Origin of the sequence: Streptosporangium sp. NBC_01469 (assembly GCF_036227305.1) — a bacterium.
GTDB lineage: Bacteria > Actinomycetota > Actinomycetes > Streptosporangiales > Streptosporangiaceae > Streptosporangium.
In genome coordinates this window covers 10,486,838-10,507,468 of sequence record NZ_CP109465.1, presented here as the reverse complement: position 1 = coordinate 10,507,468, position 20,631 = coordinate 10,486,838, and the positions used below count along the sequence as shown (strand labels likewise).

At 70.6% G+C, this 20,631-nt stretch carries 16 protein-coding genes; 12 read left to right on the top strand and 4 right to left on the bottom strand.

Annotation, left to right across the window (positions count from 1 at the left end):
• Positions 1-123 precede the first annotated feature (123 nt).
• Together OG587_RS45855 and OG587_RS45850 are read left to right on the top strand one after the other, a co-directional pair.
• On the top strand, positions 124-510 hold the full coding sequence (locus OG587_RS45855; RefSeq protein ID WP_329085306.1) for a hypothetical protein: 387 nt from the start codon (positions 124-126) through the stop codon (positions 508-510).
• The gene (locus tag OG587_RS45850; RefSeq protein ID WP_329085305.1) at positions 507-1,424 is read left to right on the top strand and encodes a WXG100-like domain-containing protein; all 918 of its coding nucleotides are present in this window, start codon (positions 507-509) and stop codon (positions 1,422-1,424) included. Before OG587_RS45855 ends, OG587_RS45850 begins: the two co-directional genes overlap by 4 nt.
• A 52-nt stretch (positions 1,425-1,476) precedes the next feature.
• On the opposite strand, the gene OG587_RS45845 is transcribed toward OG587_RS45850, so the two are convergent.
• Positions 1,477-1,821 (bottom strand): YbaB/EbfC family nucleoid-associated protein, encoded by a 345-nt coding sequence (locus OG587_RS45845; protein ID WP_329085304.1) that lies wholly within the window; start codon positions 1,819-1,821, stop codon positions 1,477-1,479.
• Positions 1,822-1,863: 42 nt separating this feature from the next.
• Positions 1,864-4,062, bottom strand: a complete 2,199-nt coding sequence (locus tag OG587_RS45840) for a serine/threonine protein kinase (protein ID WP_329085303.1) — start codon at positions 4,060-4,062, stop codon at positions 1,864-1,866.
• A 339-nt stretch (positions 4,063-4,401) separates the two neighbouring features.
• Between OG587_RS45840 and OG587_RS45835 the strand changes: the two genes are divergently transcribed.
• The 3 genes from OG587_RS45835 (at position 4,402) to OG587_RS45825 (ending at position 9,938) form a co-directional block, all read left to right on the top strand.
• Complete coding sequence (locus OG587_RS45835) at positions 4,402-5,406, top strand: methionine synthase (RefSeq protein WP_329085302.1); 1,005 nt, start codon at positions 4,402-4,404, stop codon at positions 5,404-5,406.
• 143 nt (positions 5,407-5,549) lie between these two features.
• Complete coding sequence (gene ligA / locus OG587_RS45830) at positions 5,550-7,730, top strand: NAD-dependent DNA ligase LigA (protein ID WP_329085300.1); 2,181 nt, start codon at positions 5,550-5,552, stop codon at positions 7,728-7,730.
• A 126-nt stretch (positions 7,731-7,856) separates the two neighbouring features.
• Entirely contained in the window at positions 7,857-9,938 is a 2,082-nt protein-coding gene (locus tag OG587_RS45825) for a putative bifunctional diguanylate cyclase/phosphodiesterase (RefSeq protein WP_329085299.1), read from the top strand.
• A gap of 39 nt (positions 9,939-9,977) precedes the next feature.
• Here OG587_RS45825 and OG587_RS45820 read toward each other — a convergent pair whose 3' ends face one another.
• Positions 9,978-11,429: an ATP-binding protein gene (locus OG587_RS45820; RefSeq protein ID WP_329085298.1), complete on the bottom strand. Its 1,452-nt coding sequence runs from the start codon at positions 11,427-11,429 to the stop codon at positions 9,978-9,980.
• A 464-nt stretch (positions 11,430-11,893) separates the two neighbouring features.
• On the opposite strand from OG587_RS45820, the gene gatC reads away from it, so the two are divergent.
• From gatC to gatB, 5 genes are all read left to right on the top strand, one after another.
• Positions 11,894-12,193, top strand: coding sequence for an Asp-tRNA(Asn)/Glu-tRNA(Gln) amidotransferase subunit GatC (gene gatC, locus OG587_RS45815; RefSeq protein WP_329085297.1), 300 nt, complete (start codon positions 11,894-11,896; stop codon positions 12,191-12,193).
• On the top strand, positions 12,190-13,680 hold the full coding sequence (gene gatA, locus OG587_RS45810; protein ID WP_329085296.1) for an Asp-tRNA(Asn)/Glu-tRNA(Gln) amidotransferase subunit GatA: 1,491 nt from the start codon (positions 12,190-12,192) through the stop codon (positions 13,678-13,680). The genes gatC and gatA overlap by 4 nt, the downstream gene beginning before the upstream one ends.
• Positions 13,681-13,741: 61 nt before the next feature.
• The gene (locus OG587_RS45805; protein WP_329085295.1) at positions 13,742-14,830 is read left to right on the top strand and encodes an AAA family ATPase; all 1,089 of its coding nucleotides are present in this window, start codon (positions 13,742-13,744) and stop codon (positions 14,828-14,830) included.
• Entirely contained in the window at positions 14,827-15,396 is a 570-nt protein-coding gene (locus OG587_RS45800) for a hypothetical protein (RefSeq protein WP_329085294.1), read from the top strand. Before OG587_RS45805 ends, OG587_RS45800 begins: the two co-directional genes overlap by 4 nt.
• 109 nt (positions 15,397-15,505) lie before the next feature.
• Complete coding sequence (gatB, locus tag OG587_RS45795; RefSeq protein ID WP_329085293.1) at positions 15,506-17,011, top strand: Asp-tRNA(Asn)/Glu-tRNA(Gln) amidotransferase subunit GatB; 1,506 nt, start codon at positions 15,506-15,508, stop codon at positions 17,009-17,011.
• Between the two features lie 256 nt (positions 17,012-17,267).
• Here gatB and OG587_RS45790 read toward each other — a convergent pair whose 3' ends face one another.
• Positions 17,268-18,833 carry a hypothetical protein gene (locus OG587_RS45790; RefSeq protein ID WP_329085292.1) on the bottom strand — a complete coding sequence of 522 codons (1,566 nt, stop codon included), beginning with the start codon at positions 18,831-18,833 and terminating at the stop codon, positions 17,268-17,270.
• A 288-nt stretch (positions 18,834-19,121) separates the two neighbouring features.
• Between OG587_RS45790 and OG587_RS45785 the strand changes: the two genes are divergently transcribed.
• Together OG587_RS45785 and OG587_RS45780 are read left to right on the top strand one after the other, a co-directional pair.
• Positions 19,122-19,703 (top strand): RNA polymerase sigma factor, encoded by a 582-nt coding sequence (locus OG587_RS45785; RefSeq protein ID WP_329085291.1) that lies wholly within the window; start codon positions 19,122-19,124, stop codon positions 19,701-19,703.
• Positions 19,700-20,599: a hypothetical protein gene (locus OG587_RS45780; RefSeq protein WP_329085290.1), complete on the top strand. Its 900-nt coding sequence runs from the start codon at positions 19,700-19,702 to the stop codon at positions 20,597-20,599. Before OG587_RS45785 ends, OG587_RS45780 begins: the two co-directional genes overlap by 4 nt.
• Positions 20,600-20,631 lie beyond the last annotated feature (32 nt).

The window sequence follows — 20,631 nt, the reverse complement described above, 5'->3', positions numbered from 1 at the left end:
TCACCGTGCGGCCGACGCGGGTGTGATATGTCCGATAAACAATGGGTTAACCGTTATAAACCTGAATGTAATGAAATATGAATATCATCCTTCCCTTCGTGTTATTTTCGCCGGGAGGTTTCCTTGCCGCGGTCCGATGAGCCGGAGATAGCCGTCAGCCTTCCCCATCTGGTCAGGAGCCGGAACGGCTTCCTCGTCGAGAAGGAGAACCTCGACCGGGCGCTGGCCGAGGCGCTGGCCGTTCTGGAGGGCCTGGGGGAGTTCTGGGGCGCCGACGAGGACGGGCGGAAGTTCGCCGGGAACGGGGAGGGCAAGGGATACCTGGCCGCCCTTGAGCAGGTGAGGAAGCACGTCGGGAGCCTCGGGGAGATCTACTCCGGGACCGGGAACAACCTCGTCCTGGGCGGGGCGGACATCGAGGCCGTCGACTGGTCCCCGCTGGCGAGAGCGGTCACCGAGATCGACAAGCCCCACATCGAGGTCCCCACGACCATGGCGGAGCTCGAATGAGCGGGATCGGGGCCTTCGTCAAGGCCCACCCCTTCACGGCTGGGATGGGCATCGGCGCGATCGGCAGCGCCGCGATGGTCACCACGATGCTCGGGGTGAGCTGGCCGGAGGGTGATCCGGACAGGCTGCGTGACGCCGCCGACACCCTGGACGGGCTGGCCGTCGCGATCGAGCGCGCCGGGGGAGACGCCGACGACGCGGCCACGCGGGCCCGGAAGTTCAACTCCGGTCCGTCGATGGAGGAGTTCGCGAAGGTGTGGGAGAGCAAGCTCCGGCCCTACCCCCGTGACATCGCCGCCCACTGCCGGGCCGTCGCCGTGATGTGCCGCGAGTACGCCCAGGCCGTGGAGACCACCCGATACGTGCTCAAGGTCCTCGCGGTCCAGGCCTTCCTGAACATGCTCTTCACCGTGGCCTGGGGCTGGGGTACGGTCGGGGTCGCCTCGGCGGTCCAGAAACAGCTCATCGAGAAGGTCTTCAGGGGCCGCGCGATCCTGCAGAAGAAGCTCTTCAGCCTGGCCGTCGAGAAAATCACCTACGGCTCGGCCTACTACCTGGCGGACAGCGTGGGCTACGCGGGCATCCAGCAGGCCATCCAGTGGAGTGTCTTCGAGGTCACCGGCGTCCAGAAGGACCTCAACGGCACCGAGGTCACCAGCCTGGGAGAGAACACGGAGCAGTTCGGGCGGAACTTCGTCGCGAATGTGGCGTTCGACGGTACCGCCGACCTCGCCAAGGCCGCGGGCCTCCCGGCGAACCGGGCCGGAGGCCTGCTGGCCCGGCTGCTCGCGTCCGGCGTCTACACCACCACCGACAACGCCCTGCAGGGCGACTTCACCGGTCCCACCGTGGAGCAGTGGCTCAGCAAGCTCGTCGTCCACGGAGCCCGTACGACCAGACCGGTCGGCCCGTGAACGGGTGGGCCCCCTCTCTCGCCCCGTGATCGGGAGAGGGGGCCCACCCGCCTCATCTCTCGAAGGGGCCGGTTCCTTCGAGGGAACCGGGGGGCAGCAGTGAGGCCATGAGCCGGTTGGCCGCCTCGGCCGCGGCGCGGGCGGCGTGCCCGGCCGCCTCCATGATCGCCTCGGTGAGCGCCTCGGAGCCCAGGCGCAGGGCGCGCGGGTCGATGCGCAGGCTCACCAGGGCGCCGGTGGACAGCGTCTCCACCGTCACCTGACCGCCCGCGGCCTCGCCCCTGCCTCGGACCTCGCCCAGTTGCCGCCCGATCTCCTCGGCGCGGTTCACCTGCTCCTGGAGCTCGGCGATCATCCGGTCGGTCTCACGGTCACCGGTGGGGGAGAGCGGCACCATGATCTTCTCCTCTTCTCGCGTGGTCCGCGTTCGCTTCGGGGGTCATCCGCAGTTGGCCCACTCGGTGGGACCCGCGCTGCCGCCGGGGCCGCCCCCGGAGATGCGCACACACTTGCCCTTGCCGGCCAGGACGACCGGGCCCGCGTAGTACTCGAAGCTGCCCCGGTCCGTGTTGGAGCCGCCGCCCTGGACCTCCAGGGTGGCCCAGACCTGCGTCGCCTTGCCGACGTCGGCGCTCTTCATCGTGACGGCGCAGTTCTGGCCGGTGGAGTTGTTGTAGAGCTGGTAGACCGTTCCGCCGCTGAACGCGACCGACCGCTGTACGGAGAAGCCCGAGCCGCACGCCTGCTGCGGGGTGTGAGGGTTGGATCGGGCCGCCGCGGCGGGAGGCTTCGGCGCGGACGTGGTCGGTTTCGCGGTCGTTGGTTTGGGAGACGGGGGTTTGGTGGTCGGTTTCGCGGCCGTTGGTTTGGGAGACGGAGGTTTGGTGGTCGGTTTCGGCGCGGGCTTGGACTCCTCTGGGGTCTGCGTCGCGCTTGGTCTCGGTGTCTGCTGGGGCCTGCTGGCCGGGGGAGTCGGCTTCGGCTTCGGCGTCTGAGCGGTCCTGGCGGGCGGTGTCGCCTTCCGGGTGGGTGCCTTGGTGGGCGCCTTGGTTGGCGCCTTGGTCGGTGTCGTGGTCGGCGCGACCGGTGCCGTGGCCGGCGCCGTGGGGGCCGGTAGCGTCGGCACCGCGACCGGTGGCTGGGGGCTGGGGGGCAGCGTGGGGAGCGCGGGGTCCTCGGTGGACAGCCGCAACGGCCCGACATCCCCCACCTGTGGCTCCGGTGTCGTGCCCCAGGGCACGGTCACCCGGTTCGCCGGATCCTCCGTGCCGCCCTGACCCGGGCCCTGCCACTGGCTCGCCAGTGCCTGCGGGGCCTTCCCGCTGGCGGCGGCCTGTCCGGCGTTGCCGAGGGAGGTGTAGCTCCCGGCGGCCCAGACCCCGACGCCGGACAGCAGGGCGACCACACCGACACCGGCCACCAGCATCAGGGGAAAACCGGTGCCGCCCCGCCGCTCCTCGGCGGGAGAGGTGATCACCGCCCCGGCCATCGGGTTCACCGGGGGCGCGCTTCCCGGCATGGGCGGGGTGTTCCAGAGCGTCACCGCCGCCGGTGGCGCCGGCGGCGGCACCGGCATCGGGTACGGGGCTTCGCCCCACTCGCCGGGGTGCGCGCCGGGACCGTTCACCCCCGGAACGTTCGGCCGGTCCCCGGCGGGAAACGGGGAGACCGGCGGGAGCGGTTCCGGAGGTTCCACATGCGGCTCGCCGAGCAGCCGCAGCATGGCCGCCCTGGTGTCGGGCCGGGACTCCGGGCGCCTGTCCAGGCAGGTGGCGATGAGGGGGCGGAGTCCCGCCGGGAGACCGGTCAGGTTCGCCGGGCTCTCCGGCGTCGCTCCGGGCCACTCGTTGGAAGGCGGCCGGCCGGTCGCCGCGTAGACGACTGTCGCGGCCCAGGCGAACAGGTCCGAGGGCTTCCCGCCCGTTCCGCCCGTGACCGCCGGGGTGGGGGCCTCGCCGGGATCGGCCGGGGTGGTCGGGGGTGGGGCCTGGCCGGGATCGGCGTCCGGGGCCCGCGCGACGTCGTCACCGGGCGGGGGCATCGTACGGGTCTGTCCGGGAGCCTCGGAGACCTCGGGGGTCTCGGGGACCCCAGGGACCCCAGCGGCCTTGGAGGCCTCGGGGGCGAGGTATCCCGCTTCGGCACCGGTGACACCCAGGCCGATGTCGCAGACGCGGGGACCGTCGGGGCCCAGGAGCACGGTGTCGGGGCTGAGCGCGCCGTGGACCAGGCCGGACAGGTGGATGGTGGTGAGGGCGGCGAGCGTGCCGACGGCGAGCCGCTCCAGGGCGTCCTCGCCGAGCGGCCCGTCCGCGGTCACCGTCTCGCGCAGCGAACGGCCCTCGATGTGCTCGCGGACCACGTAGGGGGAGTCGTCGAACCAGCCGACCTCGATCAGCCGGGCGGTGTGCGCTCCGGACACGCGCTTGGCGGCGTGCAGCTCGTTGGTGATCCGTTCGCGGTCCCGCACGTCGGAGCCGGGGCGTGGCGCCAGCACGCGGATCACCCTGAGGGTGTCCTCGTCGGGCGGGTGGCCCAGGTAGACGGTCTGCGCGGGATCTTCGACAAGCCGGCCGACCAGGAGGTGGACGCCGATGCGTTTCGGATCTTCAGCCAGTAAAGGGTGTAAAACGCCCACAGGATTCTTTTCTACTCGAAACTGGACATGGATACTTATAGATTGCTTAAGCATCATCAAAGCAAATACGTCCCACCCGAATCGACGTTTTCCCCCGTTCTTCGAGCTCGTTTCCCTGGGAAGTAGGCTGACCGACGCCATCGGCGAGCCGGAGAGGGTACGGGGTCGCTCACGTCGTCCGGCACCCGCCCGGCACTGAAAGCCGGTCGCGGAGGTCGCGTGAGGAGAGGCGCCTGGGGCGGGCGCGGGATTTCACGGTCCTAAGCTGGCCGGGGTGGGGGAGCCGGGCGGACACCGGTGAGCGTCGCCCACGTTCGGACGCGAGACCAGGAGCAGTCAATGAGCCAGTACCCATGGGGCGAGGCGACCGCGACCGGCATCGGGTCGCATCCGGGGGAGGACCACGCCGAGGCGGTCAGGGTCGCCTTCGGGGAGTCGCCCGCGCTGCCGTACCTGCCGGAGCTGCCCGCCCGCGGTGTCGGCGCCGACATGATCGGCCGCACCGCGTCGCTCCTGCTGGAGATGCCCGTCGAGGTGCAACCGTCGGGCTGGCGGTTCGCCGACCGGCCGGGCCGCGACTTCAAGCGCGCCCGCGACCATCTCGTACGCGACCTCGACGGGCTGGAGGAGGTGGCCCAGGGATACGAGGGGCCCTTCAAGATCCAGGTGTGCGGGCCGTGGACGCTGGCGGGGGCGATCGAGCTCCGGTACGGCGACAAGACGCTCGCCGACCCGGGGGCGGTGCGCGACCTGGTGGACTCCCTGACCGAGGGACTCGCCGCGCACGTCGCCGACGTGCGCCGCAGGGTGCCCGGCGCCTCGCAGATCGTGGTGCAGATCGACGAGCCGGGGCTGCCCGGCGTCCTCATGGGCACGGTGCCGACCGCCTCGGGCTTCGGGCGGCTGGCCGCCGTCGACCGCCAGATCGTCGCCGACCGGCTCGGGGCGGTGCTCCCCGAGGGGACGTTCACGGTCGTGCACTGCTGCGCCCCCGGCGTGCCCTTCGGGGTCCTGCGCACGGCGGGCGTGGGGGGCGTCTCGCTGGACACCCACCTCATGAGGAGGCGCGACGAGGACGCGATCGGCGAGACCGTCGAGGCCGGGACCGCCCTGTTCCTCGGTGTCCTGCCGGGCGTGGACTCCAGGATCCCGGACGTCGACGTGGTCGCCAAGCCCGCCGTCGAGCTCTGGCGCCGCCTCGGCTTCCCCACCTCGACCCTGGCCTCGCAGGTCGTGCTCACCCCCGCCTGCGGCCTGGCCGGGGCCTCGCCCGGCTACGCCAGGGCCGCCCTGGCCGCCTGCCGCAAGGCCGCCGGCGTGCTGCGGGACGACCCCGGCGAGTGATCCCGTGCCCGTTCCCGTACGGTGTCCGGCCGGTGCCGTACGAGAGCGGCGAGGGCTTGTCCAACTCGGGGCAATGCCGGGGTCGCGTTGTCGGTGCTCGAAGATACGTTTGTCTTGGGCCACGACGATGGGAGAAGCGGGCGATGGGCGCTGAGGTCGAGGGTGTGCCGGTGTCGGCGCTGGAGCGGCACGCGGAGCTGACCGAGCTGGTCGAGGAGGCCAACTGGCGCTACCACGTGCTCGACTCGCCCACCGTGAGCGACGCCCAGTACGACGGGTGGATGCGCGAGCTGCGCGAGCTGGAGGAGGAGAGCCCCACCCTCCGCACGCCCGACTCGCCCACCCAGAAGATCGGCGCGCCGATCTCCAGCGACTTCACCCCGGTCAAGCACCTGCAGCGCATGGAGAGCCTCGACAACGCCTTCAACGCCGACGACCTCGCCTCCTGGCAGGCGAGGGCCCAGCGGCTGGCCGAGCGCGACCCCGCGCCCTACCTGTGCGAGCTGAAGATCGACGGTCTGGCGATCGCGCTGCTCTACGAGAAGGGGCGCCTGATCCGGGGGGCGACCAGGGGCGACGGCCGTGTCGGCGACGACGTGACGGCCAACGTCCGCACCATCGCCAACATCCCGCACCGCCTGACCGGTGACGACGTGCCCGACGTGGTGGAGGTCAGGGGCGAGGTCTACATCCCCGTCGAGGAGTTCGGGAAGCTCAACGAGCAGCTGGTCGAGGCGGGCAAGGCCCCGTTCGCCAACCCGCGCAACTCCGCGGCGGGCTCCCTGCGGCAGAAGGACCCCCGGGTCACCGCGCAGCGGCCGCTGTACATGATCGTTCATGGGGTCGGCAGGTGGGAGGGCGCCGCCCCGCCCCGCACCCAGTCGGAGGTCTACGAACGGCTCAGGGGGTTCGGCCTGCCGGTCAGCGACCTCTACCGGGTCGTCGACGATCTCGACGGCATCGACGCCTTCATCGAGTTCTACCGCGAGCACCGCCACGACCCGGCCTACGAGATCGACGGCGTCGTGGTCAAGGTCGACCGCATCGAGCTGCAGAACAACCTGGGCTCCACCAGCCGGGCCCCGCGCTGGGCGATCGCCTACAAATACCCGCCGGAGGAGGTCAACACCAGGCTCCTCGACATCCAGGTCGCGGTGGGCCGCACCGGCCGGGTCACGCCGTACGGCGTGATGGAGCCGATCGTCGTGGCGGGTTCCACGGTCGAGCGGGCCACGCTGCACAACGCCTCCGAGGTGGCGCGCAAGGGCGTGCTGATCGGCGACACCGTGGTGCTGCGCAAGGCGGGCGACGTCATTCCCGAGATCGTCGGCCCGGTCGTCGACCTGCGCGACGGCACCGAGCGCGAGTTCGTGATGCCGGAGCGCTGCCCGGAGTGCGACACCGAGCTGGCGTACGAGAAGGAGGGCGACGCCGACCTGCGCTGCCCCAACACCATGGCGTGCCCCGCCCAGCTCCGCGAGCGCATCTTCTTCGCGGCCGGGCGCAGGGCGTTCGACATCGAGGGGCTGGGCTACGTGGCGGCCACCGCGCTGACCCAGCCGCTGCCGCCGCAGGAGCCGCCGGTCCGCACCGAGGCGGACCTGTTCGACCTGACGATGGAGCAGCTGCTGCCGATCAGGTCGGTGGTCCGCGACCCCGACACCGGCCTGCCCAGGACCGATCCCGAGAGCGGCGAGCAGAAGGTCGTCACCTTCTTCGCCAACCAGAGCGGCGAGCCGAGCAAGAACGCCGAGAAGATGCTGGAGCAGCTGGAGAAGGCCAAGAGCCAGCCGGTCTGGCGGGTGCTCGTCGCGCTCTCCATCCGGCACGTCGGCCCCCCGACGGCCCAGGCGATCGCCGACGAGTTCCGCTCGATCCCCGCGATCGCGGAGGCCTCCGAGGAGGAGCTCGCCGCCGTCGAGGGGGTCGGCCCGCGCGTGGCCGCGGCGATTCACGACTGGTTCACGGTCGACTGGCACCGGGAGATCGTCGACCGGTGGGCGGCCGCCGGGGTGCGGATGGTCGACGACCCCCCGGCCGAGCAGCTCCCGCAGACCCTGGCCGGCCTGACCTTCGTGGTGACCGGCACGCTCGCCGACTTCACCCGCGACGAGGCGGGCGAGGCCCTGGCCGGCCGGGGCGGCAAGGTCTCGGCGTCGGTGTCGAAGAAGACCTCCTTCGTGGTGGTGGGGGAGAACGCCGGTTCCAAGTTCGACAAGGCGGTCAAGCTCGGCGTGCCGATCCTCGACGAGGCCGGCCTGCGGGTTCTGCTGGCGGAGGGGCCCGAGGCGGCGTCGGAGGTCACGGTGAGGCCCGAGGAATAGTGGGTCGTCCACGCTTGTGTCTCAAAAACGTGCGAATTGTCAGTGACGGAACGTGCGCAATCGGTTCCGCGAAGTGGCCCGCAGGCCGTACTCTCCCATAGTGAACTAATGGGGGTTTTGTTACTCATGGCCGACCCAACCGACACTCGCGACACCGGACCGCGACCGGGAACGCCCCTTTGGGCCTACCTCGCCGCCGTCATCACGATCGGGTTCACCACCCTCGTCGTGTCCCAGCTGCGCATAGACGTGGCCGAGGCCGCGGAGCTCGTCCGCAGTCCGCTGTTCTGGATGCTCGCGGCCCTGGTCGTGCTGGGCGAGCTGCGGCCGGTGGTCCTGTCGTCGTCGATGACGGTGGGCGGCACATACCCGTCGACCATGTTCACCTTCGCCGCGCTGCTCCACTACGGCCTGCCCGTCGCCGTGCTGCTGCAGGCGGTCGCCATGGTCGTCAACGGGGCCGTCACCCGCAAGGCGTGCCATCGGACCATGTTCAACATCGCGCAGGTGACACTGGCCTGCACCGCGGCCTGGCTGGTGCTCGGGCTGTTCGGCGACCGGCCCGTCACGGTGACCTCAGGGGTGCCGGAGGGGTCCGACCTCCTGGCGATCGGGCTGGCCGGGCTCACCTACTTCACGGTCCGGGCCCTGCTGGTCTCCGGCGCGGTGGCGCTGCACGAGCGCAGGTCGATCCACCGGGTGATCAGGACCACGATCGGCCACCAGAGCCTCGTCTACGCCGGGCTGCTCGGCCTGGCCCCGCTCGTCGTGGTGGTGATGAACCACTCGCCGGCCCTGGTGCCGCTCTTCCTGGCCCCGATGGTGGCGGTCTACTTCACCGCCACCATGTCGGTCCGCCGCGACCACCAGGCGACGCACGACGTGCTGACCGGGCTGCCCAACCGCAAGATGCTCGTGCTCAGCACGGAGGAGGCGCTCGCCGAGGCGCGGGAGGGTGAGCGGGTCGGCCTGTTCCTGCTCGATCTCGACCGGTTCAAGGAGATCAACGACACCCTCGGGCACCCGGTCGGTGACCGGCTCCTGCAGCTGGTCGCGCACCGGCTCACCCACAGTGTCCGTCCCGGCGACGTGGTGGCCAGGCTCGGCGGCGACGAGTTCGCCGTCCTGCTGCCCTCGGTCAGGGACGCCGCGGCGGCCAGGGAGGTGGCGGCGCGCCTGCGGGTGGCGATCACCGAGCCGGTCCGGCTGGAGGGCATGAGCTTCGACCTGGACGCCTCGTTCGGCATCGCCATCTACCCCGACCACGCGCCCGACTTCGAGATGCTCCTGCAGCGCTCCGACGTGGCGATGTATCTCGCGAAGGAGGGCAGGACCGGGGTCGAGATCTACGCCGCCGACAAGGACCGCAACAGTCCCGAGCGGCTCAACCTCCTCGGCGACCTGCGCAGGGCCATCGACCGCTCCGAGCTGCGGCTGCACTACCAGCCCAAGCTCGACCTGGCCGGAGGGCAGGTCCGGGGGGTGGAGGCACTGCTGCGGTGGCGTCACCCGGAGCGGGGAATGATCCCTCCCGGGGAGTTCGTGCCGATGGCCGAGCAGTCCTATCTGATGCGCCATCTCACCGGATACGTCATCGACGCGGCGCTGGAGCAGGCCGCCCACTGGTGGCACACCGGCCTGCACGAGCAGATCTCCGTCAACGTCTCGGCCCGCGACCTTCTCGACTGCGCCCTCTCCGACCAGCTGGGAGAGGGGCTGGCGCGATACCGGCTGCCGCCCAAGGCGATCCAGCTGGAGGTCACCGAGCGCATCCTGATGACCGACCAGGCCTACACCGACGGCGCCGTCCGCGCCCTGACCGCGCTGGGGGTGCCGCTCGCGCTGGACGACTTCGGCACCGGCTACTCCTCGCTGGTCCGCCTGCAGCGCCTCCCGGTCGCCGAGGTCAAGATCGACTCCTCGTTCGTCCGCCGCATGGGCGAGTCCAAGGACGACGAGCGGATCGTCCGCTCCATCGTCGACCTGGTCCGCTCCCTCGGCCTGCGCTCGGTCGCCGAGGGTGTCGAGTCCGCCGAGGTGGCCGCCCGCCTGGCCGCCATGGGCTGCGATCTGGGCCAGGGCTGGCTGTTCGCCGAACCCATGTCCGCCGCCGACGCGACCGTATGGTTGCGCAAACATCGGGCCCTCGCCACCCACGACCTCGGCTTCCTGCGCCCCACCGAGATCCTCGACCCTCAGAGGGCTTAGCCCGGCCTCGGGGTCCGGTCGTCATACCGGCCGGGACGTTCAGGCGCCGGATGTCCCTGCCCCGGGTCGAGCCGGCCGGGTCCACGCCCGGATGAGATCGTCGGGGCCGTACGCGGCGGTGAGGCCGGAGCAGGAGACTCCGCCGCGCGAGACCGCGACGAGCGGGACCAACTCGTCCGTCAGGGCCGCCCGGTGCCTGGCCAGCGCGGCGAGGTCACGGTCGTCGAACGAGGCGTTCTCCAGCCACTTGATCGACCCCAGGAAGCACAGCCGCCGGGCGATCGGCCCCCTGTCCGCGCCCACGATGTCGATCTCCACGCCGTTGCTCCTGGTCCAGTAGGAGCCGATCGCGGGTGCTTCGGGCAATCTGTCGTCGGGGAGCAGCCGGGCCAGTGACTCTCGTATGAGGGGTTCCACGGCTCGCCCCCGCCAGGTGCTCCACTGTGAGGCGACCCGCCGCATGGTCAGGTCACCCCTGCGGCGCTCTATCTCTGGCATGTGCGGCCGGAGGAAGTGAAGCCAGAAACGTAGATAGGCGTCGGTCACGCGGTATCGGCGATCCTTGGAGGGACGGGGGGACAGCGGCAGCTCGCCGGTGACGATCCCTTTGGAGATCAGAAGCTCGGCCGCCCTGGAGAGGGTGCTGTGTGAGATCCCGCCCGCGCTTCTGGCGATGTTGGTGAACGTGCGCTCGCCGCTGCCGATGGCCCGCAGCACCTCACTCGCCTGGGCGGCGGAGGGGAATTCGGCCGCGAGGGAACGCTCGGCGGACACCAGAAGGGCCGAGACCGGGTTCGTCAGCGCGACGTGCAGGTATTCCCAGAGCGACGCTCCGCGGGGCCACTCCCCGCAGACGAGCGGGAGGCCGCCGGTGACGAGGGCCGCGTCGAACGCGTCGGCGGCGGTGAGACGGAGCATCTGCTGGATCTCACGGGGGTTGAGCGGCCCGACGATCATCTCGGTGCCGCGCTGGTGGAAGGGCCGCTCGTAACTGTTCAGCGCCTCCATCATGGACAGGTCGGATCCGATGAGGATCAGCAGAACGGGCTTGCGGCTGAGGAACCGGTCCCAGGCACGCTGGAGCAGTCCCTCGAAGGCGTCCACGCGGTCCATGAGATAGGGAACCTCGTCGATCACGACGATGGACGGGCTGTCGTCGGGAAGCGCGTCCGCCAGCAGTTGCAGCGCTCCGTTCCAAGTGCTGGGCGCCATCTCGGAGAACGCGTTCCTGCCCGGCAGGTCCGACATCGCGACATCCGCTGTGAGCTGGTGGAGCTCGCTCTGAGCGTCCGCCCGCGCCGAGGTGTAGAAGAGCGACGGCAGGCCGCTGCGGCCGATGAACTCCTCGGCCAGGGCCGACTTGCCGATCCGTCTGCGTCCTCGGATCAGCACGCACTGCCCGGGACGTCCGGTCGTCGCCTCCGCCCGGACACGGTCGAGCAGGGAACCGAGAGTCGCCAGCTCCTGCTCCCTGCCGATGAACTGGCCCACGCGCTCCCCCGAATACTTCCATCGGCGATACTTCCACTGGAGATACTATCGACAGCGATAGTATCTCCAGTGGAAGTAGGAGCGTACTTCGACGAAGTACGCTCCTATATCCACGGCGGCCGAAGTACGACCCGTGAGTCTTCCCCGGAGTCGATGGAAGAACCCGTGTGAGCGGCCGTCCGGGGGTGACGGCACCCGTTGGCACGTACGCTCCCCGCCGGAATGTCGCGGAGTCGTGCCGGGAGGTGATTGACCGGTCGGGACCGCCGAGAGCATGATCGCGGACCCGTGGCGGGGGCTCCGGGGCCGCTTCCTCCGGGTCCGACGGCCCGGGGACGGTCTGACCGCTTCGAGTAAGAGATCTTCGCTTGGTTGCGGCGGTGTTAATGAGTCGGGACCCTCAGGTCGCGAGCCATAGGATGACAGTGTCCAATTGCCATTCCACGAAACGGGTTCAACGACTCATGTCCGCCATAACCCGCGACGAGGTCGCTCACCTCGCCCGGCTGTCCCGGCTGGCGCTGGCCGACGAGGAGCTCGACCACTTCGCCGCCCAGCTCGATGTGATCATCGGTGCGGTCGCCCGCGTCGCCGAGGTGGCGGCCGACGACATCCCGCCGTCCTCGCACGCGCTCCCGCTCACCAACGTCTACCGCCCCGACGAGGTACGACCCAGTCTGACGCCGGAGGAGGCGCTGTCCGGCGCCCCGGCGGTCGAGGACGGCCGCTTCCGCGTCCCGCGCATTCTCGGGGAGGAAGCATGAGCCTCATCCGCAAGTCCGCCGCAGACCTGGGCGCGCTGATCGCGAGTGGCGAGGTCTCCGCCGTCGAGGTCGCCCAGGCCCACCTCGACCGGATGGCCGCTGTCGAGCCGAAGGTCAACGCCTTCCTCCACATCGACGCCGAGACGACCCTGGGGCAGGCGCGCGCCGTCGACGCCCGCAGGGCCGCCGGCGAGGAGCTCGGCCCGCTGGCCGGGGTGCCGATCGCGCACAAGGACGTCTTCACCACCAAGGACATGCCGACCACGGCCGGATCGAAGATCCTCCAGGGCTGGAAGCCGCCGTACGACGCGACCGTGACCCGCCGCCTGCGTGAGGCCGGGCTGGTGATCCTCGGCAAGACCAACCTCGACGAGTTCGCGATGGGCTCCTCCACCGAGAACTCGGCGTACGGCGTCACCCACAACCCGTGGGATCTGTCGCGCATCCCCGGCGGCTCCTCCGGCGGCTCCTCCGCCGCGGTCGCCGCGTACGAGGCCCCGCTGTCCACCGGCACCGACACCGGCGGCTCGATCCGCCAGCCCGCCGCGGTCACCGGCATCGTGGGCATGAAGCCCACCTACGGCGGCTCGTCCCGCTACGGCCTGATCGCCTTCGCCAGCTCGCTCGACACGCCGGGCCCCTTCGCCCGAAACGTGCTCGACGCGGCGCTGCTGCACGAGGCGTTCTCCGGGCACGACGTCATGGACTCCACCTCCGTCGACGCCCCGGTGCCCTCGGTCGTGGAGGCGGCGCGCAACGGCGACGTGGCGGGGCTGCGCATCGGCGTGGTCAAGGAGTTCGGCGGCGACGGCTACCAGGCGGGCGTGCTCGCGCGCTTCCACGAGACCGTGGAGCTGCTGGAGTCGCTGGGCGCGAAGGTCTTCGAGGTCTCCTGCCCGTCGTTCACCACCGCCCTCCCGGCGTACTACCTCATCGCCCCCTCGGAGTGCTCCTCCAACCTGGCCCGCTTCGACGCCATGCGATACGGCCTGCGCGTCGGCGACGACGGCACCCGCAGCGCCGAGGAGGTCATGGCCCTGACCCGGGCCCAGGGCTTCGGCCCCGAGGTCAAGCGCCGCATCATCCTCGGCACGTACGCGCTGTCCAGCGGTTACTACGACGCCTACTACGGGCAGGCGCAGAAGGTCCGCACGCTCATCGCGCGCGACTTCGAGGCCGCCTTCCAGCAGGTGGACGTGCTCATCTCGCCGACGACGCCCACCACGGCGTTCCCGATCGGCGAGCGCGCCGACGACCCCATGGCGATGTACCTGGCCGACCTGTGCACCATCCCGACCAACCTGGCGGGCAACGCGGCCATCTCCGTGCCGTGCGGCCTGGCGGACGAGGACGGCCTGCCGGTCGGTCTGCAGATCATGGCCCCGGTGCTCGGCGACGACCGCTGCTACCGGGTCGGCGCGGCGGTCGAGAAGGCCCTCCAGAGCCGATGGGGCGGCGACCTGCTGTCCAGAGCCCCGGAGCTGTAGGGCTTTTCCGGAACCGTGGGGCTAGGGCGAGGGGGCGACAGGTGACAGGGAGAACGGCGGCATGATCACTCGGATCGAGATCGACGGGTTCAAGTCCTTCTTGAGCTTCGATCTCGATGTGCCGCCCTTCCTCGCGCTGGTCGGTCCCAACGCGAGCGGCAAGTCGAACCTCTTCGACGCCGTGGGGTTCGTGGCGGCCGAGATCGAAGGTTCCGGCGGGCTGCTCGGCGCGACCCGCGGGCTGCCGGGCGAGCAGTTCCACCGGGTCGCCCACGGCTCGGCGGTGCCCGGGTTCGTCGTCTCGGTGGAGGCGCTGGTCACCCCGGAGCCGGGCTCCGTGGTGCCGATCAGGTTCGACGTGGGCGCGGAGATGGTGCTGAAGATCCCCAGATCCAGCGGGGCCGTCGTCAGCCACGCGGTCCAGCGGATCCCCGAGGAGTTGCTGGAGCTCATGGTCGAGGACCCCGACCCGCAGGGCACGCCCCGCCGTACGGTCCAGTCGTGGCGCCGATACTCGCCGTCACCGGCGGCGATGCGCCGCCGCTGCCCCTCGGCCAACCGGGGGCCGCTCGCGGCCGACGGCGCGAACCTGGCCGCGGTGCTCGGGCGGATGGCCGGCACGGAGGCGCTGGCCGATCTCGCGGCCGATCTCGCGGGGGTGGTCCCCGACGTCACCGGGCTGGTGCCGCGCGTCGAGCGCGGGGAGTGCTCCTTCGACCTGCTCGTCGACGGCCAGGGGGTGGTTCCGGCGGCGCTGCTGTCCGACGGCACCCTGCGGATCCTCGGCCTGCTCGCCGCCCTGCACGACCCCGATCACCCGGGCACGCTGCTGGTGGAGGAGATCGAGAACGGTGTCCATCCGGCTCGTCTCGGTGAGCTGCTCCGGCGGGTGCGCCGCCGGATCACCGTGCCGGGGGGTCCCGAGCCGCTGCGGCAGCTCATCCTCACCAGCCAGTCCCCGATCGTCGTCGCGGAGGTCTACCGGACCGAGCCGGACGCGCTGACGTTCCTCGACACCGCGGTCCGCGTCGACCCCGACAACGACCGGGTGTCGCGGGTGACCGTGGCCAAGCCGATCCAGCCGGACGGCGAGCCGGGCACGTTCGTCTCGCCCCGGCAGGTCCGCAAATACCTGGGCGCGGCGGCATGAGCAGCCGCCCGCTGGTTCCGGGGCTCATCGCGGAGGGGGAGGCCGACGAGGGCTTCCTCGGCATCGTGATCTCCAGGCAGCTGCGCGAGCTCACCTGGATGTCGCCGTACGCCGTCGACGTCGAGGCGACGGAGGTCCTCTCCTGCGACCGGGAGCACATGGTCACCGCGCTGGAGGAGCTCGCCGCCGACTGCCACCTGCTCTTCACGCACGACGACGAGCGGGAGCGCCGCCGCAGGGACGGTGTCCGCTACCACTCCCACTACCTGGTGCCGGTGATCGGGCTGGGCGAGACGGAGGGCTGGCTGCTCGCCGACCCCGCCGCATGGGCGAAACTGGAGGGCAGCGACCTCAGCAGGCTGCCCGCGCGGCCCCGCGATGTCGAGAGGATCTCCGACCCGGCCGGGGTGCTGGCCACGACCGTCCCCCGGCGCGGCAAGCCGGCCCGCGACTACTTCGAGTACATAGGACGCAACATCGACCTCGCCGTTCTGGCCCAGGTGCCCGCCTACGCGAACTGGGTGGCCGAGACGAGAAACGCGTTGAAGGGACTTGGTTATCTATGAAGCAGAAAATGGTGAGCGACGATGAGCGCTGAGAGAACCCGACGCAGTGAGCGCAGTGGCGCGCGAGGAACGAGCGCTCCGCGTAGCGAGCGAGGAGCGGTGAACGACAATGAGCGCTGAGACGTTGATGCCGTACGACGAGGCGCTGGAGCGCTTCGAGCCGGTGCTGGGCCTGGAGACGCACGTCGAGCTGGGCACGGTGTCGAAGATGTTCTGCGGCTGCCCGACCACGTTCGGTGCCCCGCCGAACACGCACGTCTGCCCGGTCTGCCTGGCGCTGCCCGGCTCGCTGCCGACGGCGAACGTCGCCGCGATCGAGGCGACCATCCGCATCGGCCTGGCGCTCAACTGCTCCATCGCCGAGTGGTGCCGCTTCGCCCGGAAGAACTACTTCTATCCGGACATGCCGAAGAACTATCAGATCAGCCAGTACGACGAGCCGCTCTGCTTCGACGGCTACCTCGACGTCGAGGTCGACGGCAGGACCGTCAGGATCGAGATCGAGCGCGTCCACCTGGAGGAGGACACCGGCAAGTCCACCCACGTGGGTGGTGCGACCGGCCGCATCCACGGTGCCGACTACTCGATCGTCGACTACAACCGGGCGGGCATCCCGCTGGTGGAGATCGTCACGAAGCCGATCCCGGGGACCGACAGGCTCGCCCCCGAGGTCGCCCGCGCGTACGGCATCGAGCTACGCGAGCTGGTGCGTGGCCTCGGCGTCTCGGACGTGCGCATGGAGGAGGGCTCCATGCGGTTCGACGTGAACGTCTCCCTCATGCCGCGCGGTTCCTCGGAGTGGGGCACCCGCACCGAGACCAAGAACGTCAACTCGCTGCGCAGCGTTGAGCGCTCCGTGCGGGGCGAGATCGAGCGCCAGGCCGCGATCCTGGCCGACGGCGGCCGGATCATCCAGGAGACCCGCCACTTCCACGAGAACACCGGCACCACCACCTCGGGACGCTCCAAGGAGGAGGCGCAGGACTACCGCTACTTCCCCGAGCCCGACCTGGTGCCGATCGCCCCCGACCCGGCGTGGGTCGCCACGCTCAAGGCCGCCCTGCCCGAGCTGCCGGGCACCCGGCGCAAGCGGCTCCAGCAGGAGTGGGGCGTCTCCGACCTGGACATGGCGGCCATGCACAACGCCGACGCCATCGCCCTGGTCGAGGCGACGGTCGCCGCGGGCGCCCCGCCCGCGGACGCCCGCAAGTGGTGGATGGGCGAGCTGGCCCGCCGCGCCAACGAGACCGGTCTGCCGCTGAGCACGCTGAGCATCACCCCCGACCAGATCGCCAGGGTATGCGCGATGGTCGCCGGGGGAGCGCTGAACGACAAGCTGGCCCGCCAGGTGCTTGAGGGCGTGCTGAACGGCGAGGGTTCTCCCGACGAGGTGGTGGCCGCTCGCGGCCTGCAGATCGTCAACGACGAGGGCGAGCTCATGGAGATCATCGACCAGGTCCTGGCGAGCAACGCCGACGCGGCCGACAAGGTCCGCAACGGCAAGGTCGCCGCCGTCGGCGCCCTGGTCGGCGGCGTCATGAAGGCCAGCAGGGGCAAGGCCGACGCGGGCCGCGCCCGCGAGCTCATCCTGGAGCGCCTCGGCGTCTCCGGCTAGTCGGCGTCTCCGGACAACCCGCGCGCGGGGTTTCCCGGAAGCTCACGTGAAGGGCCTGTGGGTGGCCAACGCGAAGGGTTTCCGGGAGAGCCCGCGCAAAGGCCCCGTTGCTTCGGCGGGGTCCTGGCTCTGGCACCGGGGAAGCGGACACACCCCGGCCATGAGCAGGCCCCGCACGTTTCCGTAGTGGTCTCGACGACCTCAGGCCACGTCCGGGGCCTTCGCGTGTCCTGGGAACGCCTCGCCGACCGGTTGATCAGCGTCGAAGGAAATCGATCATCTCGGTTCTGGTCTCCTTGTCCGGTTCGACCGACGCCGCCCGCCGCATCCAGTGTCTTGCCTCGTCCGGTACGGCTGAGGTCGGCCAGGTGGTCAGTGCGGCTAGGGCCGCGCGCCGGATCCGGGTGACCCGGTTGCGCAGGGCCACGTCGATCAGCGCCAGCCCGACGCCGGGGAAGGCCTTCAGCCCGCCCACGACGGACTCCAGCGCTCGATCCGGCCTGTACTCCTCGCCGATGCCGAGGTGGTCCCCCGGCCCATCGGCCAGATCGGCCAGGGGAAGGAGTCGTTCGGCCAGGTCGCTGAGCTGTTCGGCCTCCTCGGCGGTGGCGAGCCTGATGGCGTGGTACCAGACGAACTCGTCCAGCGGATCGGTGTTCAGGCGGGCGACGATCTGCGGGACCACCCGCAGACGAAGTCCGTCGGCGGCCCACATCGCGCGGCTGAAATCGGCATGGTGTGGATCGGCCAGGCACCCCAGCACGAGGTCGTCCCACCGAGGTTGAACGACGAGGTCCTCGTAGCGGCGGCGGAGTCGCGCGATCACGTCCGGCGGCCAGGGTGGATCGTCGCCGGGCTCGCGCAGGAAGGCCAGGATTCTCAGGACGGCGTCCAGCCTGCCGAGCGTGGCCCGCCGGTCGGTGAGGAGGTCGGCGAGGCGATGCATGGCCGGTACGGCGTCGGCGTAGTCGCCCATGTCCTCGGCCGGGCCGCCCAGCGCCAGAGCGGCCAGGATGCCCGCGGCGCCGTCCAGCAAGGCGTCGTCGACGTCCGGTTCCAGCAGGGCCGAGTACAGGTCGCCGGTCGTGGCCGCGAGGTGGGCCAGGTACTCGTTCATGATCCCGTTGCGGAAGCCGTCGCGGAGCAGCCAGGCCTTGATCTGCGGATCGTCGCACCCCTTGAGTCGTTCCACCGCGTGGATGCGGCCCCAGTCCCGCACTCGGCGGGCCAGTTCGTAGGTGGCGCGCTGGTGGTCGGGCTGGGTGCGCCGCAGGGCGACCGCCGCGTACAGGGTGAGCTCCTCCAGCGTGCCGAGCAGGAGCAACAGCTCCCGGTCCCGCTCGTCCCCGCAGGCGCCGAGAAGCACAATGCCGATCTTGACGGCGTCGCGGCGGGTGCCGTGCTCGGCCAGATGCCGTCCGACCGCGCCAATCCTGTCTCTGGGAAGTCGTTGTCGCCGGATCCGGTCGATGAGATCGTCGGCGATGCCGAGCGCCGAGACGATGCCCAGCCGGTCGTGCAGCCGCAGCAGATCGTCGTGGGCGGGGTCATCGGTGACGAGCCCGCCGAGCAGGCCGGCGATCTCGACGACGGCGTCGTCGTCGGGTTGGGTACCGAAGTGATGTGTCTGGATGCCGTCCATGACGACGCTGCTGATGAACGGCTCGTCGCCGGTGGGGCGGGGCTGGTCGTCGGGGAGCCGGTGGGCCTCCTCGGGCCACGGGCCGGGGCCGTACCGCAGGGACATCGCGAGCGCGTGAGCGAGGAAGGTGGGGCGATCATCGAGGGGATCGTCGCCCAGCTTCCACGTGCCGGGGTTCACCGGCTGGGGCGGTGGCCGCCCTTCCTGTAGGTCATGCCCGCCATGATGACCTATCGGGAGCCCGGATCGCAATCACGGGCCCCCACCCGGGCCGACGGCAGGGACTGCGGACAACCGTTCCCCGCGCCGACAGCGCCTCGGCGAACGCGCCGATCCCGCCGAGAGCGGCACCGATCGTCGCAGGTGCCGGGCGGATCCGCCGCTGAGGTGACGCGCGCATCCTCGGCGCTTGCTGTTGCCCGTCTGAATTGCTGTCACACCACGAAATATCCGGACACCTACTCTCATGTGACGTTCCTGTACTGGAAGGACGAGGATGTGGGAGTACCGGAGCCCCGGCGGCGCTTCGAGGAGATCTATACGGAGCACTACGCGGCAGTCTCCAGCTACGTCCGGCGGCGCACCGACCACCACGACGCCGCCGCCGACGTGATCGCGGAGACGTTCACGACGGCGTGGCGGCGGCTCGCCGACGTGCCGTCCGGTGACGGGGCCAGACTCTGGCTGTACGGCGTGGCCAGGCGCACCCTGGCCAACCACCGCCGCGGCGAGTCACGCAGGGCGGCCCTGACGTTGCGCCTGCGCGAGGAGCTCACCACCTGGGCCGGCTCGGTGGTGAACCAGGTACCCGAGGTCACCCGCGAAGCGTTCATGCGCCTGTCCGACGACGACAGGGAACTGCTGTCGCTCGCCGGCTGGGAGGGGCTAGACAACGCCGAGATCGCCAAGGTGCTGGGCTGCTCGCGCATGGCCGTACGGCAGCGCCTGCATCGCGCCCGCAAGCGTCTCGCCGTCGAGCTGGCCGCCGCCGACGTCGATCTCAACAAATACGGCTCGCGAGCCGTCAGCCTCGCAGGGGAGAACGCGTGAACACCGACGTCGGCGAAGTCGTCAATCGTCTCGCCCCCGACCCGGGCCCCGGCCTGACCCCGGTCGCGCGGGAGATGATGAGCATGATCATGGATGCGGAGCCCGTACCCGCCACCCCCCGCATGAGGTGGCGCCCTCTCGTCGCACTCCCGCTCGCCGCGGCGGTTCTGGCGGCGGGCTGGGCGATCCCCTCGATCCTGAGCACCGCGCCCGCCTCCGCGCTCGACATCAAGGAGGAGGGCGACTACTACGTCATCGAGGTCAAGGACCTGTACACCCAGCCCGAGGTGTACGAGAGCCAGCTGAGGGGGGCCGGCCTCGACATCTCGCTGCGGGTCGTGCCCGTGTCGCCGAGCAGCGTCGGCGACATCGTCCAGAACTCGCCCGATGGCAACGTCGTCCCCAGATCGCCCGGCGGCGACGTCCGGGACGGCTTCGTCCACCAGGACAAGATCAAGACCATTGACCGGTCCGGACAGTGCGAAAAGCCGGCCGGCTGCCCGATCGGCGTGAAGGTCCTCAAGAACTTCATCGGTTCGGCGGAGGTCATTCTCGGCCGGGAAGGTCGTCCCGGTGAGGAGTACCAGGTCATCACCGGCTTCGACTCGCGCGGCGAACCCATGCACTGCGTGCCGTTCCGCAACAGGCCTGTGAGCGAGGTGCGGGCGATGCTGAAGGAGCGCGGGCTGGTCGTCGACGAGTTCGCGATCGTTGACCCCGATCCCGCCAAGCCGGGCCAGGACCCGGAGGTCAGGACGTCGGTGCCCGACTCCATGTACGTGACCGGCGGCTTTTTGATCAAGTTCGGCAAGACCTCCCTCCAGGTCGCCGACGCGCCGATGCCCGCCGAGACGGTGAAGACGCTGAACCAGAAGCAGGGCTGCGCGACGGGCTGACCCGGCGAGCTTCGGGCCCCGGGGGGCTGACG

Excerpts from the sequence above, each read along its gene's own strand:
- OG587_RS45800 (WP_329085294.1), top strand. The coding sequence starts at position 14,827 with ATGAGCAGCCGCCCGCTGGTTCCGGGGCTCATCGCGGAGGGGGAGGCC.
- gatB (WP_329085293.1), top strand. The coding sequence starts at position 15,506 with ATGAGCGCTGAGACGTTGATGCCGTACGACGAGGCGCTGGAGCGCTTC.
- OG587_RS45850 (WP_329085305.1), top strand. The coding sequence starts at position 507 with ATGAGCGGGATCGGGGCCTTCGTCAAGGCCCACCCCTTCACGGCTGGG.
- ligA (WP_329085300.1), top strand. The coding sequence starts at position 5,550 with ATGGGCGCTGAGGTCGAGGGTGTGCCGGTGTCGGCGCTGGAGCGGCAC.
- OG587_RS45845 (WP_329085304.1), bottom strand. The coding sequence starts at position 1,821 with ATGGTGCCGCTCTCCCCCACCGGTGACCGTGAGACCGACCGGATGATC.
- OG587_RS45835 (WP_329085302.1), top strand. The coding sequence starts at position 4,402 with ATGAGCCAGTACCCATGGGGCGAGGCGACCGCGACCGGCATCGGGTCG.
- gatC (WP_329085297.1), top strand. The coding sequence starts at position 11,894 with ATGTCCGCCATAACCCGCGACGAGGTCGCTCACCTCGCCCGGCTGTCC.
- OG587_RS45825 (WP_329085299.1), top strand. The coding sequence starts at position 7,857 with ATGGCCGACCCAACCGACACTCGCGACACCGGACCGCGACCGGGAACG.
- gatA (WP_329085296.1), top strand. The coding sequence starts at position 12,190 with ATGAGCCTCATCCGCAAGTCCGCCGCAGACCTGGGCGCGCTGATCGCG.
- OG587_RS45805 (WP_329085295.1), top strand. The coding sequence starts at position 13,742 with ATGATCACTCGGATCGAGATCGACGGGTTCAAGTCCTTCTTGAGCTTC.